The organism is Pseudomonas sp. 300, assembly GCF_055803035.1.
In genome coordinates this window covers 231,365-246,394 of the sequence record NZ_JAVLRV010000003.1, presented here as the reverse complement: position 1 = coordinate 246,394, position 15,030 = coordinate 231,365, and the positions used below count along the sequence as shown (strand labels likewise).

13 protein-coding genes and 2 pseudogenes are annotated in these 15,030 nt (G+C 53.6%); 7 read left to right on the top strand and 8 right to left on the bottom strand.

What is annotated here, in order from left to right:
* The 5 genes from Q7W83_RS26460 to Q7W83_RS26440 all read right to left on the bottom strand — a co-directional run bounded on the left by Q7W83_RS26460 (position 1) and on the right by Q7W83_RS26440 (position 4,804).
* On the bottom strand, positions 1–1,266 hold the full coding sequence (locus tag Q7W83_RS26460) for a hypothetical protein (RefSeq protein ID WP_150637975.1): 1,266 nt from the start codon (positions 1,264–1,266) through the stop codon (positions 1–3).
* A 504-nt stretch (positions 1,267–1,770) separates the two neighbouring features.
* Positions 1,771–2,634 (bottom strand): multinuclear nonheme iron-dependent oxidase, encoded by an 864-nt coding sequence (locus Q7W83_RS26455; protein WP_473657940.1) that lies wholly within the window; start codon positions 2,632–2,634, stop codon positions 1,771–1,773.
* A gap of 24 nt (positions 2,635–2,658) precedes the next feature.
* Positions 2,659–4,422, bottom strand: a complete 1,764-nt coding sequence (locus Q7W83_RS26450; protein ID WP_473657938.1) for a B12-binding domain-containing radical SAM protein — start codon at positions 4,420–4,422, stop codon at positions 2,659–2,661.
* On the bottom strand, positions 4,388–4,621 hold the full coding sequence (locus Q7W83_RS26445; protein ID WP_473657936.1) for a hypothetical protein: 234 nt from the start codon (positions 4,619–4,621) through the stop codon (positions 4,388–4,390). The genes Q7W83_RS26450 and Q7W83_RS26445 overlap by 35 nt, the downstream gene beginning before the upstream one ends.
* A 57-nt stretch (positions 4,622–4,678) precedes the next feature.
* A complete protein-coding gene (locus tag Q7W83_RS26440) occupies positions 4,679–4,804 on the bottom strand; it encodes a hypothetical protein (RefSeq protein ID WP_263596742.1) in 126 nt (41 codons plus the stop codon).
* Between the two features lie 409 nt (positions 4,805–5,213).
* Here Q7W83_RS26440 and Q7W83_RS26435 point away from each other — a divergent pair.
* A pseudogene (locus tag Q7W83_RS26435) lies at positions 5,214–5,417 on the top strand (malonate transporter subunit MadM); the annotation flags it as partial.
* A gap of 119 nt (positions 5,418–5,536) precedes the next feature.
* Here Q7W83_RS26435 and Q7W83_RS26430 read toward each other — a convergent pair.
* Positions 5,537–6,452 (bottom strand): annotated as a pseudogene (locus Q7W83_RS26430) (LysR family transcriptional regulator).
* Between the two features lie 163 nt (positions 6,453–6,615).
* Between Q7W83_RS26430 and Q7W83_RS26425 the strand changes: the two are divergent.
* The 3 genes from Q7W83_RS26425 to trhA all read left to right on the top strand — a co-directional run bounded on the left by Q7W83_RS26425 (position 6,616) and on the right by trhA (position 10,530).
* A complete protein-coding gene (locus Q7W83_RS26425; protein ID WP_473657933.1) occupies positions 6,616–8,772 on the top strand; it encodes a hypothetical protein in 2,157 nt (718 codons plus the stop codon).
* On the top strand, positions 8,765–9,808 hold the full coding sequence (locus tag Q7W83_RS26420; protein WP_150637965.1) for an NAD(P)/FAD-dependent oxidoreductase: 1,044 nt from the start codon (positions 8,765–8,767) through the stop codon (positions 9,806–9,808). Before Q7W83_RS26425 ends, Q7W83_RS26420 begins: the two co-directional genes overlap by 8 nt.
* A gap of 104 nt (positions 9,809–9,912) precedes the next feature.
* A complete protein-coding gene (trhA, locus tag Q7W83_RS26415; RefSeq protein WP_150632802.1) occupies positions 9,913–10,530 on the top strand; it encodes a PAQR family membrane homeostasis protein TrhA in 618 nt (205 codons plus the stop codon).
* Positions 10,531–10,535: 5 nt separating this feature from the next.
* Here trhA and Q7W83_RS26410 read toward each other — a convergent pair whose 3' ends face one another.
* Positions 10,536–11,444, bottom strand: coding sequence for a LysR family transcriptional regulator (locus tag Q7W83_RS26410; protein WP_150637963.1), 909 nt, complete (start codon positions 11,442–11,444; stop codon positions 10,536–10,538).
* 107 nt (positions 11,445–11,551) lie between these two features.
* Between Q7W83_RS26410 and Q7W83_RS26405 the strand changes: the two genes are divergently transcribed.
* From Q7W83_RS26405 to Q7W83_RS26395, 3 genes are read left to right on the top strand one after another with little or no spacing between them, the layout of a single operon-like run.
* Positions 11,552–12,793 (top strand): D-amino acid dehydrogenase, encoded by a 1,242-nt coding sequence (locus Q7W83_RS26405; protein WP_150637961.1) that lies wholly within the window; start codon positions 11,552–11,554, stop codon positions 12,791–12,793.
* 18 nt (positions 12,794–12,811) lie between these two features.
* A complete protein-coding gene (locus Q7W83_RS26400) occupies positions 12,812–13,165 on the top strand; it encodes a RidA family protein (RefSeq protein ID WP_150637959.1) in 354 nt (117 codons plus the stop codon).
* 24 nt (positions 13,166–13,189) lie between these two features.
* Positions 13,190–14,092, top strand: a complete 903-nt coding sequence (locus Q7W83_RS26395; protein ID WP_150632806.1) for a transporter substrate-binding domain-containing protein — start codon at positions 13,190–13,192, stop codon at positions 14,090–14,092.
* A gap of 98 nt (positions 14,093–14,190) precedes the next feature.
* Here Q7W83_RS26395 and Q7W83_RS26390 read toward each other — a convergent pair whose 3' ends face one another.
* A complete protein-coding gene (locus tag Q7W83_RS26390; RefSeq protein WP_473657924.1) occupies positions 14,191–14,910 on the bottom strand; it encodes a 16S rRNA (uracil(1498)-N(3))-methyltransferase in 720 nt (239 codons plus the stop codon).
* Positions 14,911–15,030: the final 120 nt, after the last annotated feature.

Below are 15,030 nucleotides of genomic sequence, written 5' to 3'. Positions count from 1 at the left end.
TCATTTGGAAGTCTTTGTTGTGGCTCGAATAATAATTGTGGCTAGGCAATATGCAATCATGAGTGCGACCAGGCCATAACTTAGACCTTCAATTATCCTTTCAGGCTTAAAAATTAAGCTGCTCGCCGTGATGATAAGGATGATGGTTGATGTTGTGGCAAGTTCGCTGACAAGAAAAAAAGATACTGCATCGCTATCGTTTGCGTTATGGAGAACTTCATTTGATGTTAGTCGGGTAAATATTGTTCCTATCACCACGCCTAATAGACAGAAAAAAGCTAGCGATAAAAAAAACGTAATGTCCTGGTTGGTCAGTGCCAGCATTAGAGATGTGATGATTGTCGCAATCAAACAGGAGGTTGCGAGTGTGGCGCTGGATTTGCTGATGGTAAAGTTGGATATCACAAGTCTCCCTAGTACAGTAGATGCCAAAAAGACCATGTAAGCGATCGCTGAGCTTCCTAACCAAGAGAATTGCTGTGCTAAGCCCAAAAGGTCGCTGTGCCGATAGAGCAAACCTATTGCATACATAAGTATCAGAGATTCAAATACGTTTCCTGCGACATAGCCAGTTATTTGCACCGGAAATTTGGCGGCAATAGCGAAGTGCTTAAGATATGCATGCCGGCTTGAATGAATTAAAGTAATTTTTCTGATAATGGTGGGGCGAAGATCAGTGTTTGATATGTATATTTGAGCTGATCTGAGTAGTAGTAGTGTCGACATTATTGATATTGTGGCATATAAATAAGAGGTGTAATTTATGATAAGTGAGGCTGTCAGTAATAAAGTAAAAGGAGTGCCAATTCGAATGTATAGTAGATGACTGAATGCTTTTACGTAATCAGCAGTCTTGCCAGTCATTTTTATATGCAAGGCATTGTAAGCAGGCCGGAATGATGTTTTTAGACAGCCTGTTCCTGCTGAGTCGCATACGAAAGCGATAAGGATTAAACTCCAGCCGGTGTACCAATACTCAAGCAATGCGGCACAGAATCCCAATGTCAGGAAAATAGCGCATGCCAACTTGAATATAAAACCATAGATGGTGGTATTGGCGATGCCTAGTCTACAAACAAAGTAGTGCCCAAGGTAAAACTCTACAACCAAGGAGATGATTAACTGCGTTACAAGCGAGAATTCCAAAGAGAACTGACCTAAATTTGGATTGCTTGCAATTAGGGCGAGTTCGATAATTGTTGCTCCCATTGCAACGCCACCATACAAGGCATCTGATCTCGCGATGAGTGTCTGCGCACTTTTCATGAGTTGACTCTATAGGTTTTTCCGGGCTCTAAAGTAAGGTTTACATATAGGGCTGACGGGGCGTAAGCCCGACCGTAAAACATAAGTGTCGTATATATTGATTCAAGGTCGTAGGGGATTAGTGTTGATTTCTCTAAAGGTTGCGTTGTGGTGTATGACGCACTTATGTCTCTTCCATTTCTAAAGTCTTCGTAAAGTAATAGTTCGAAATCAATATGTGAGTTCTTAGCGGTATTGTTAAAAAAAATACCACAGGCTGCGTCATTGAGGTTTTTGTAGTTGCTCCCGGTCGTATCAAATTGCTCAAATACGTTAGTTAAAATATTATCTCCGTAAATTGATTGTAGGTATCTAATCGTATAAGGCCATCTTCTATTTAAATGCCTGGATATGTCTAGATATCGTCTGACGCATTCAAATGTGAAATGCTTATCGCATGCAGAGGTTGGGGAAGTGAAAATATTTTTAGATTTATATATTTCAGCGAAAATTAAGCCGACGGCATCAGTTTTTTTTATTATCATCTTCTGATATCTCTGCGAGCGATTTTTTTACGAGGTCAATGTTGCGATGCTCAACTTCAATGGATGAGCCCTCCATTTCCAGCAAAATATTTTCTGTATTATAAGCCTGGGTGACGGTTGCTCTAAAAGCTTCCATCAGTTCATTATTGAAGGGGTCTGAGTGTTGGTCGAGCCACACGGGAATACCATTCCACATCCAGGATTTTATTCCCGAAATATGTAACGTCTTTATGAAGCTCCATATTTCATGTTTGGCGTCAGGTATAGCAAAAGCAAGATCTTTGCTTTTGCTATAGCCCAAGTAGTGTCCAATATCAAAGGCCATGGAGCAACCAGACTGATTGCATAGCTCTAAATAGAAGTCCCAAAACGGTATGCTTCCGAACTCGCTGTATACGGGAGGGTTCTCTAAAAATATGGGTAGTTCAAGAAAGTTCTTTACCATATTGGCATTGATTATTGTTGTTTGTAATGTTTCATTGTTTAAGGGTGGATTGGTTTGATGGGCGCCTAGACAAAGATTGCCATTTCTCCATATGCCTATGTCTTCTTCGATGTAACTTACCGGGAGAGTATCAATTATTTTTTTTAGATTTGCTAATTCTGCGATGTCGATCACTCCAGAGAAGTTTATATCTACTGGGTGTACAGAAATAGTGAAATCAGCAGTTGCGCAAAAATCAATAATTGAGTTCTCCAACCTATCCCAGGGGCGCACGCCCAAGCTGAAGTGCTTTATCGGTGCGCCACGGTAAACGCTAGTGGTGCTTGTACGTAAACAAATGAATTGTTTTAGCTTATTTATATCGCCACTCACGCCTAGGCTTATCGAATTGACGTCCATAAAATTCACCCGCTCGAACGATAATTATGAGGACTTTCCGATTAATTCACCCTTTCTACCGCCAACACCAAGCGTAAACGTTTCTAAAGCGACTGGTTTTGGCGACTTATTTGGTTCTTTGCCGTGCAAGGTTTTTTTTATGATGGAGGTATAAGTTAGGAACTCTTTTCCTGTAAATATCACCGTCCGCTCTCCCGTCCGCTGACAGAGTCCCCACAAAATTTTGAATGGCATATGTCTAAGGTAAATATTGAGCAAGGATAGGTGTGCAATTTCTCCTAGCGAGGTGCTTTGTGAGATTTTTTCTATATTTATAGAAATTGCCTCCTCTAGAGAATTTAGGAGAGGCTTTGCAAAATAATCGATATAGGCGTCGTAGATTTCTTTCACCTCTTGATTTTCTATTAGCTGTCTGCTGTTAGGTAAGTCGATCAAGTCAAACTTAAAGCCAATTTTTCTTTCAAGATTGTATCTAACAGGCGTGCCTGGATATATCATCATGATGTTGAAGTAATGATCAAAAGATTCATGCTCAGTCATTCCGGATTTGAGCAGAAAGCTTAAATTTTCTATGATTTCTCTTTTTTGTTGGTCATGATAGAACATGATAAAATCGAGGCCGACGTCAATACCATTGATCTGTAAGGCCCTAATTGCGTCTATATTATCCTTTACTGTGACTCTCTTGTTCATATAGTCGAGCTGAGTTTGCGAGCCAGACTCAATACCCATTTCGACCAATCTCAACCCTTGCGCAACCAATTTTGGCAATTCAGCGCGTAACTTAAGCAGGTATCCTACTGTAGAAGAACTGCTCCATGTAACCTCGCCACCGAACAGCTTGTAGAGTTTTTCAGAGAATTCCAGTACTCTGTCTTTTCGTACAAAAAAATTAGCATCCATCATGTAAACATGTTCAAAAGAGTATTGTTTGTGAGCCTCTGCAATCCAATTAACAAGAGTGCTCGCATCGACGGCACGCCACTTAGGACCATCTTTATCTGCCGCAACGATAGCGCAGAATGAGCATGCTAAAGGGCAACCACGACTACTGGTGAGTGCTATTGATCTTCTTTTTTTACCATCTCTTCTGTCCGTGAAGTAGAGATTTTGTAAGCGTTCCGAACAATAATCCAATAATGGATTTTCCCACTCGGTTGCGGGTAGTTGTATCTTCTGTTTATAGGTTTCGTGCGTTTCCCCGGTTGCGGAGATCCAAACTGCATTTGGTATGTCTTGTAAGTGGTTGTCTATAAATACCTGTTTTGGTGTGGGGTTTTTATTAGTGTTTTTTGTGGGTGAGGAGGGTGGAGCTTCCTTGCGCGATTTATTGAATAAGTTTAGTAGTCTGGTTGTTGAGTGTTCTCCCTCACCATAAAGTGCGAGTTCAAAAATACCGTTTGATACACGTAAAAAGTCTTTCGCTGCAAGGCTTATATGTGGGCCGCCGCAGAATAAAACTGTCTCAGGTAGCGCGCTTTTAATTAACTGCCCCCAAGCAATCGCTGCTTGAACATGGCTGCTGTAAATAGATATTCCTACCAGTGCAGGTTGCCAGTCTATCAAGTCTTTTAGTTCGTGAGTGTCTGAGGTGTATAAATCTGAATAATCAAATATTTTGCATTTTACATGTGCTACATGTTTTTTTACGTAGGCTGATATGTTCTGCAGCCCCAGAGGCATTACTTTTTGCGGACCTTCGCCGTATGGTAGCGAAACTAACGCTAACCGAGTAGGATCATAAATGTCACCGTCATAGTTTAGTGAATTCCAGCACGCTTCGTTCATACGCACTCCTTGCCTCTTTGGCTTCAGACATATTGAAAAAAGCTGGATGCCGCTCTGTTAGCGCTAAAGATTTTTCATAAGAAGCCAGTGCTTCAATAAACTTTTTTTTCGGAATTTTCAGGAGGTGTGTGCCGTTGTGAAAAAAACAATGTCCGAGTTCTGTTAAGCATAAAACACCTTTATTAGTTGTAGCTCTCATATATTGGCAGCCTTTAATTTTAGAGTGGGCATCGATAACGATGCCCTGTTTGTTTTCTCAGAACTCTGGCGCTGTTTTTCCAGCAACCATGTCATACGTTCCATCTGGAACAGGAGTCATAACCTCAACATCGGAAGCTAATTCATCTAACTGGTTTTCATCAGAAATTATTTCGTCATTCATACCTTTCTCCTTCTGGAATGTGACAGCTAAGTCACAGAATAGCTCCTGTCACCGTTGAAGTTAGAGCTCGGCAGATATACAACTGTGTACAGCTGAGTGTCTAATCTCCTGCCACTGATTGATAGCTAACTGTGACGGGATTATAAAAGTATCGAATTAGATTGCAGTCAAGTAAAAAACAAAAAATTCTGAAATTTCCTACGATATTTGTGATTTTGTAGGCCGCATCCTACTTAGAGGGAATCTTCCTACAAGTGATTTGTTGATATTGGTATTTAGGTCTGTCGCTTCGGTGCGAAGCGTGAGTTAACGTTTGAATTTTATTTTTAGAAAACAGCGCGTTAATTATTTCTATCTTTTTGAAGGAGAGGTTAAAATTTTTTTTGTTGCCGTGTAACACCCAATAAAGAGACACAGCGCGCTGGATAACCCGCGCTCGGCGATGGTGTTTGGCGGGTTGGCCGGCACCGTCAGCGGTGTGACCGCCGGGTTGGCGGCGACGGATCGGCGGTTGGTGCCTTACGGGGCGTTGACGGCGACGTTCCACACCGGGCTTGGGTGCCTGCTTGGGCCTTCGTTGCTGTACTTCATTGTTCGCGGGATTGTGGGCTGACTTCAGATTCTGAGTTGTCTCGGTTGACGCCATCGCCAGCAGGCTGGCTCCCACAGGGGAATAGTGTTTGCATTCTCACTGTGGGAGCCAGCCTGCTGGCGATTGGGGCCAACGAGCTCTCAAACCTGGCGATTGGCATACATCCGACACTCCGCCAGCAACGCCAGCAAGTTCGGATCGCGCTCCTTCGCCTTCAAGAACACCACGCCGATGTGCTGCTGCAACCGATACTTTTCCTGCAACGGAATCAGCTTCACCCGGTTCTCATACACCGCTGCAATCCGCCCCGGCAGCAACGCATAACCCACCCCCCGAGCTGACCATGCTCAACAGGGTGAAGATGTCGTTGACCTGCATCGCCACCTTCGGCTCGAACCCCGCCTGCTTGAACACCCGATTGCCATCCTGATGCGTGGCGAAGCCTTGGGTCAGGGTGATGAATGTCTCGTCGCGGACCTCAGCCAGATCGACTTCAGTGCGCTGGGCAAACCTGGAATCCGCCGGTGTCGCCAGGAAGATGTCATCGGAGAACAACGCAATCTGCTCGCAATCCGGGTCGTTCACGCTGTCGTCCAAAGACACCAGGATCGCGTCGACTTCCATGTTCTTGAGCTTGTACAACAGGTCGAAATTCGAACCGAGGATCAAGTCGATGTTGAGTTCGCTGCGGCGGATTTTCAAGCCCATGATCAGTTGCGGCACGGTCTTCACCGTCAGCGAATACAACGACCCGAGCTTGAAGCGCTCAGCCGAGAACCCGGCGGCTTCGCGGGTCAGGCGCACGGTTTCGACCACGTCCTGAATCAGTTTCTGCGCTCGTTCTTCCAGCACATAAGCGCTTTCCAGCGGCGTCAGGTTGCGGCCTTCGTGTTTGAACAACGGGCAGCGCAGGGCGCTTTCCAGGGAATGAATGGCGCGGTGCACGCTGACGTTACTGGTTTGCAACTCGGCAGCGGCGCGGGCCAGATTGCCGGTGCGCATGAAGGCGAGGAACACCTCGAGTTTTTTCAGGGTCAATTCTTCGTCGATCAGCATGGGCGTGACTCTTGGTCGAATGGCTCGATTGTGCCCAATTCTCAACGATCACGCCTGATAAGAAGAGTCTATCCAGACAACAGAACTGGTATTTCTTACAGGTGTGCAGGCCCAGTAAAAGAGGCATGCTGGGTCAGGAATGGATCCCGCTCGAGGAGTGCGTATGGCCCTTATCGATGAAGTTCAACGAGCCTGCGAGCGTTTGGCGCCTGCCGGCTGGCGTGATCTGCTGAAACTCCATGGGCTGGATATCGAAGCAAGGCCGTTGGCCGATGAATTGAATAAAGCCCTGTCGATTAACCGCACAATCAAGGGTTTTGAGGACTTTTCGTTGCAAGGCAGTCGTGGGGTTGAGGCGGGCCATCCTTCACGCAGCCTGCTGTATCACGCGTTGGCGTCGCCCACTGTGACTGAGGACGCCGGGGCAAACCCGCTCCATGATTTCGCGACGGGGGCAGAATTGGAGGCCGTGCTCAACTATGTGTACGGCGTCTGCCCCCCGACCCTGGCGCAACTTCAGGCGCTGGCTGGCGCGGAGGCGAGTTTGGGAGTGGTGGTGTTTGCCCTTGAGTACCGACCGCAACCGGACACGACGCATCGCAAGCATGCAGACCTGTGTTTTTCCCGCACCGGCATTGCACGTGTCGGCACCGCGCCTGTGCTGTACGACGCTCGACTGCGAGGCTTCAGCCCCATTGTTCAGAATGACCTGCATGCCATGCGGGTCATGCCGGCTCGCTTCAGCGCCTATGTGGCCGTGCAGCAAAAGGGCGGGGTAGGTCACGGGTGGGTCGAGGGTGATGAAAATCGGGACTTCTGGTTTCCGCTGCACAAGCTTTTCGATGGCTCGGAGTGCATCGCTGGTCTCGATCTGGATTTGAAGCTCGAGGCATTGCACGTCAATGACAAATTGCGGCAGTTCCACCTCAGGCTAGGAAACGAAGCGGACTGGTTTGAGCCCGACATTTCGCAAGCCCCCTTTGTGCTGACTGAAGGCCTCGCCGAGTGGGCTGACAGCGCGGTGCATGGCAGCGGCTTGAATGTGCCGGTACCAAAGGCCCGGCTGGTCGAACCTGCCCTGTTTCAGGGGCGATCCGTTTCTTTTCGTGTCCCGCCCAACGCAAATTTTGAGGGTTACATCATCAATAAGCGCCATCAGTTACAGGACGATGGCTCAATCCGTGACTTGAACAATGAGCCGGATGTAGAGGCAATTGTCAGGGCCGGTAACTACCGGGCACTGCACTTCATAGACTTCACCGCTGACGGCTGGGTCAAGCCCGTTTGCCCGGCGCTGAGCACTCACATCCCGATCACCGTAGCCGCCTGCTCAATATTATCCGCACCTGATTTTTACCCGAGCTGTGGGCAAGCGGCGCTGATTGAATGGGCACAACAGCAGGAGTTTCCCGAGCCAATCTGGTACGTCACGTTGCAGGCTTTGTCTGAACGGAGGCTGGCAGGCAATCCGCTGCTGCCAGAGGGGCACTTTGTCGAGGAAGATAAAGGCATTACTGCGCTGGTCTCTCAGCTTTTGCCGGCTGTAGGCGCCACAGTAAAGGGGTCTTCTATACGGGCAGAGCGTACGTCCTGGCTGCCCGACAGTGCTGCGGGCACCTTCAGCCCAGGTTGGGAAATTGCCAGCAACGGCGGGTTTCGGCCAACGTTTATCTGCTCTTTCAACCTTGGCAGCCCATTTTCAGAAGACGTGAGAATCTGTTCGGCGGCGGGCGCCTATTGGCCCGCCGTGACCCCCGACAGTGCTCGTACCTTTGAACCCGCGCTTTCAAAACCGACAGTCATACCCTTGCGAGACTCTGAAAATGGTCAGACCGGCGAAACGTCGTGGGATGGCGAAACCGGCCCACGTCTGGTGACGGTAAACGGGCGCCTGACGGTCGAATACACCGCCTATGAATACAGCGATTACACGAGTAATGCGCTGGCCGGGCGCTTGTCGCTGTCGGTCACCGGGCAGATTTCCCGAGAGGATTATCAACATCGGATTCTGGCCATGCATTTGGCTTACATCGCCATCGGCGCCCCCACTCGTGAGCTACAGGGACGGTGGGCGGTGCTGTCCTTCATTCGTGTGGTGAGACCTGATTCGGCCCTGTCTCTGGCAGAGTCTGAGGCAGGGGCGCAGTTGGAAGGCGAGGTGGACTTTTTCGTTGTTTATCGACACGGCACCGTTTCGACACCCTCCAGTTTTCGGTTGCGCCACGTTGAAATTTTGGAAATGGTTGAGCTGTTTATCGGGGCTGACAGCCTTTTGATCAATAGAGACAACAAGGGTTGGTTGAGTCGTTCTTTTGACTGACCAGGACGTGATCGTCATTGGCGCCGGGCCAGCGGGCACGGCGGCAGCCATCTTGTGTGCGCAACAGGGATTGCGAGTGGTGCTGTTGGAGCAGGCGGTTTTCCCTCGCAAGCGTCCGGGTGAGACGCTGCAACCGGGTGTTGAACCTTTGCTGCAGCAGTTGGGTGTGGCCGCTGCGGTGCAGGCGGCCGGTTTTTTACGTCATACAGGCCATTGGGTGCAGTGGGGGGGCGCGCGCCAGTTCAGTGCCTTTGGTCAAGGCGTGACGGGCCCGAACCGGGGCTTTCAAATTCCCCGAGATGCGCTGGATAGTCTGCTGCTTTGTCGGGCCGTCGAGTCAGGTGTCAGGGTGGTGCAGCCTTGCCGTGTGCTCACGGTAATCAAGGACTCGCAGAGGGTATGCGGGGTGCAAACCGCACAAGGTGATTTCATTGCACCCCATTTGATCGACGCCAGTGGCGCCAGCAGTTGGTTGTCACGTCAGTTGAAACTTCGATGGCGCAGATTTTCGCCACATCTGATCGCCCGCTATGGATATGCCGTCGGTGTGTGCCCTGACGACAACATTTTTTGCGGGATAGATGCAGACCCCTTTGGATGGTACTGGACGGCGAAGATCGGCGAACACGCTTACCACTGGACCCGCCTGTGTTTTCTCCCTGGAAACACGTCGCAAGGCATTCCACCTGCCATGTTCAAACACCTGACACGCTCCGGACCGGTCCGCGGGGCTGACGTGACCTGGCGTGTTGGCCAGCAGGTGGCAGGAAGGGGATTTTTTATCGCGGGAGATGCGGCATTTGTGCTGGATCCGGCGGCGTCACAGGGCGTGTTGAAGGCACTGATGTCAGGAATGATGGCCGCGCATGCGGTGATTCAAACGCGCAGTTCGCCTTGGCATGAGATGAGCATCCAGCAGCAATACCAGTATTGGGTAAATGAATGGTTTCACCGCGACCGACGGAGGTTGATCGAGTTGTACCGGGCTCACCCGTTTCCTGCGACGTGGTTGTTTGAGCGCCAGGAGCGGCTTTAACCGGAACCCTTTCTGCGCGGAGAGTGGTTTTGTAAGCATTGCGCTTTTACGCTTGAAGCCTGAGCCTTGCGCGATGTTGTATTGGATTTCGAGGTGAGCAATACATGTATCACGGGGAAAGATTGAACGCCTGGACGCATTTGGTCGGGGCGGTGGCGGCAACGGTCGGGGTGGTGTGGATGCTGGTGATCGCCGGCATGGACGGCAGCCCGTGGAAGATCGTCAGCGTGGCGATTTACGGTTTCACGTTGATGGTGCTCTACAGCGCGTCGACCGTTTACCACAGCGTGCGCGGGCGCAAGAAAGCGATCATGCAGAAGGTCGATCACTTTTCGATCTACCTGTTGATCGCCGGCAGCTACACGCCGTTCTGTCTGGTGACCCTGCGCGGGCCTTGGGGCTGGACGTTGTTCGGGATTGTCTGGGGGCTGGCGCTGATCGGTATCCTGCAAGAGATCAAGCCGCGTTCGGAAGCGCGGATCCTGTCGCTCGTGATTTACGCGGTGATGGGCTGGATCGTGCTGGTGGCGGTCAAGCCGCTGCTGGCGGCGCTGGGCAGTACAGGTTTCGCCTGGCTGGCGTCGGGCGGCGTGCTGTACACCGTGGGTATTGTCTTTTTTGCGCTGGATAGTCGTTTACGCCATGCCCACGGGATCTGGCATCTGTTCGTGATTGCCGGGAGTTTGCTGCACTTTGTGGCAATTATGTTTTATGTCCTTTAAGGCTTTTAAGGGATCAAGCGATCCAGTTGCGCCTGCGCCCGTCGGCTGAATACCTGCAACAAGTCGCTCAAGGTATGGGGTGGCGGTTCGTCGGCGCGGGTGACCGCATATAACGTGATCGGTAAGGCTGGCGCCAGAGGCCGGATCGCCGTGGCGGCGGGGGACGCGCCGAGCGCGGTAAACGGATCGATCACCGCCAGCCCGGCACCGGATTCAACCATCGCCCGCGCCAGCGAATAGGTCTGCACGGCGATGCGCACCCGTGGCGGCGGTTCGACCGCCTCAAGGTAGCTGTCGAGCCTGGCGGCCAGCGGGTCGGCGCTGGACAGACCGATCAGCGGCGCACCGGCCAGTTCGCTCAACGGTAACGGTTGGCTCAAGGCGTCGTCGGTCCAATAGCCCAACGGCGCCAGCGCCACCAAAACCCCGCAGGCCAAGGGCTGCGCCTTCAGGCCCGGATGATCCGGCGGCTGCAAGGTCAGCGCGACATCCACTTCGCGCATCAACAAATTCTGCATCAGCTCACGGCTGTGGGCGCTGGACAGTTCGCAGACGATGTCCGGGTAGCGTTGCGTCCACTCGTTGATGGCCGGCGGCAGCAGCGACAGGGCCAGCGCCGGGATTGCGCCGATCCGTACGCTGTGACCCGGCTCGCGCCGCAGGCTCTGGGCCAGACGTCGCACGCCTTGCAGGCTTTCGGTGACCTTGTCGACTTCGCGCTCAAGCTCCAGCGCTTCGGGCGTCGCCTGCAATTTGCCGCGCACCCGCAGGAATAACGGAAAGCCCAGTTGCTGCTCGGCGTGTTGCAGCACTTTGCTCACCGCCGGCTGCGACACGTGCAGCAGCTGCGCGGCGCCACTGACCGAACCGGTTTGGCGAATGGCCTGGAAAATCTCGATGTGTCGCAGTCGCATGGCAAGTCCATAACCTTTGTTTATGGGTCAGGCATCTTTATGCATTGTTCAACGACTGTCACCTGGTCCTAACCTGAAGCCTGTTTCAACAACGGTTAAGGACAGACATGGCTCAGCGGGTTTGCATCATCGGTGGTGGCGTCATCGGGCTGACGACGGCTTACGCGCTGGTTCGTGACGGCATCGACGTGACGCTGATCGAGGCCCGGGACTCGCTGGGCAGCGAGACCAGTTTCGCCAACGGCGGCCAGTTGTCCTACCGTTACGTCGCGCCGCTGGCCGATGCCGGCGTACCGTTGCAGGCGCTTGGCTGGATGCTGCGCGGTGACTCGCCGTTGAAGCTGCGCCCGCGCCTGGACCCGGCGCAATGGCGCTGGATGGCGTCCTTCCTGGCAGCTTGCCGTCGTTCGGTGAATCAACGCAATGGCGCGCACCTGCTGCGTCTGGCGCTGCTGAGCCAGTCCACGCTGCAAGGCTGGCGCGACGAAGACCGTCTCGACGGTTTCGACTGGCGGCGCAACGGCAAACTGGTGACGTTTCGTGAAGCCGCGAGTTTCGAACACGCTCGTCACGGCCTCGCCGATCCGCAACAGCAGCACGTTCTGTCGCGGGCCGAATGCGCACAGCTTGAGCCAGCACTGGCCGAGGCGCCGTTTGTGGGCGCGATTTATACCCCCGACGAAGAAGTCGCTGATTGCCATGCTTTCTGCCAGCAACTGCTGGCTCGCCTCAAGGCCTCGGGTCGTTGCGAGTTTCTGCTCGGGCGAAAGGTCACCGGCATTCGCCACGCGGACGGCGCGGTGCAGGCCGTCGAAATGGGTACGCAAGTGCTGCCGGTCGAGCAACTGGTGATTGCCGCCGGCCATCGCAGTCCGGCGCTGGCGCTGCCCGGCATGAACCTGCCGCTGTATCCGCTCAAGGGCTACAGCCTGACCTTGCCCATCCGCGCCGAACATCGCGCGCCGGAGCTGAGCATCACCGATTACAACCGCAAGATCGTTTACGCCCGTCTCGGTGACCAATTGCGCGTGGCGGCGATGGTCGACATTGTCGGTTTCGACCCGGCCCTCGACCCCAAACGTCTGGCGCTGATCAAGCGTCAGGCGCAGGAAACCTTGCCCAATGCCGGCGATTTCGACGCCGCCATCGAATGGGCCGGCATGCGCCCGGCCACCCCCAGCGGCGTGCCGTTGATCGGGGCCACGGCGTATCGCAACGTGTGGCTCAACCTCGGTCATGGTGCGCTGGGTTTTACCCTGGCCTGTGGCAGCGCCCGGTTGCTCAGCGAGTTGATCGCCCGGCGCGCACCGTCGATTGAAATGCAGGGCCTCGCCCCCCGCGTCGCCTGACTTGAAAAGGAAAAACCGATGAGCATTAACCGTATCAACAGCAACAGCCGGCTTTCTGGCGCGGTGACCTTTGGCGATCTGGTGTTTCTCTCGGGACAGGTTCCGGGTGACAGCCCCGACGTCACCGGCCAAACCGCCGAGGTGCTGGCGAAGATCGACGCGTTGTTGGCCGAGGCGGGCAGCGACAAGGAACATCTGCTCAACGCGACCATTTACCTGAACGACATTGGCCGTGATTTCGCCGCCATGAACGAGGTCTGGTCGCAATGGTTGTCGCCGGGCAAGGCGCCGACCCGCACCACGTTGCAGGCGCAACTGGCCCGTCCAGAGGTTCTGGTGGAGATCACCGTGATCGCCGCCCGCCGCTCATAAACTGACCCACAACGGAGAATAACAATGCAAAAAATCACGTTGATCGGCTGCACCCTCGGCCTGCTGCTCGCCAGCCAGGTCCAGGCCAACGAAGCGCCACTGACCGGCACGCTGAACAAGGTCGCCAATGCCAAGAGCATCACGCTGGGCTATCGCGACGCGTCGGTGCCGTTCTCCTACGTGGGTGATCACACGGGGCAGCCGATGGGTTATTCGGTGGACCTGGCGAGCAAGATTGTCGAGCGCATCAAGCAAAAGCTTGAACTGCCGGATCTGCAGGTGAAGTACAACCTGGTGACCTCGCAAACGCGCATTCCGCTGGTGCAGAACGGCACGGTCGACCTTGAGTGCGGCTCCACCGGCGTGACGGCCGAGCGCATGCAGCAAGTGGCGTTTTCCTACGGGTTTATCTACGTGAAAGGGCAATTGCTCACGGCGAAGGACAGCGGCATCAAAAGCTTCGCCGACCTGCGCGGCAAGAACGTCGTGACCACCGCCGGCACCACTAATGAACGGTTTCTGAAGAGCTATAACGTCGATAACAAGATCGATATGTTCGTGATCAGCGCCAAGGACCACGGCGAAGCGTTCCAGATGCTGCAGTCGGGTCGGGCGGCGGCGTTCTATATGGATGACGCGCTGCTCTACGGCGAACGCGCCAAGGCTCGCGACCCGCATAACTGGGTGGTGGTGGGCGAGGAGCAATCGCGGGAAATCTACAGCTGCATGGTGCGCAAGGGCGACCCGCAGTTTCTGGAATTGGTGAACTCGACCCTTGCCGATTTGTACAGTTCGGGCGAGATCAATGCCATCTATCAGCGATGGTTCCAGCAACCGATTCCGCCTAAAGGCCTGAACCTGGAATTCCCGATGACCAGCGAACTGAAGGCAATCATCGCCAAGCCAGTGAGTGATCCGGTGCAATAACGCCTGACTGATCGTTCCCACGCAGAACGTGGGGACGATCAGTAGCGGTCTCCTGTTGGAGCGGCGGTGCGACGATTCGACTTGCCCGCGAAGAGGCCCTAGAAATCGCCCCATAGTTGCTGGGCTACGGCCAGCGCTACCACCGGCGCGGTCTCTGTGCGCAATACCCGTGGCCCAAGCCGTGCGGCGTGAAAACCAGCCCCTTTGGCCTGATCCACTTCCGCATCGGACAACCCACCCTCCGGGCCGATCAAAAACGCCAGCGTCGCCGGTTTCGCATGGCTCACCAATGGTTCGGCCACTGGATGCAGCACCAACTTCAATTCTGCTTGAGTCTGCTTCAACCAGTCCGCCAGCAACACCGGCGGATGAATCACCGGCACCCGTGAACGCCCGCATTGCTCGCACGCGCTGATCGCCACCTGGCGCCAGTGCATCAGGCGTTTGTCGGCACGCTCGTCCTTCAGCCGGACTTCGCAGCGGTCGCTGAAGATCGGGGTGATTTCGGTGACGCCCAGTTCGGTGGCTTTCTGGATCGCCCAGTCCATCCGCTCGCCACGGGACAAACCCTGGCCGAGATGAATCTGCAACGGCGATTCGATTTGCCCGGCGAAGCTTTCGTCAATCTGCACCACGACGCGCTTCTTGCCGACTTCCACCAGCGTGGCGCGAAACTCATGGCCCGAGCCGTCGAACAGTTGCAATGCATCACCCTCGGCCATGCGCAGCACGCGGCTGATGTAATGGGCCTGGGCCTCGGGCAACTCGTGCTCGCCGGTGCTCAGGGGGGCGTCGATAAAGAAGCGGGACAGTCTCATGCTGGGTCTCTGTAATTCATGTGTAGGTCTTGGCGCCCCTATCGCGGGCAAGCCCGCTCCCACAGGGTGTACGCCGTCACTGTGGGAGCCGGGCTTGCCCGCGATGGCGGCGGCGCAGGC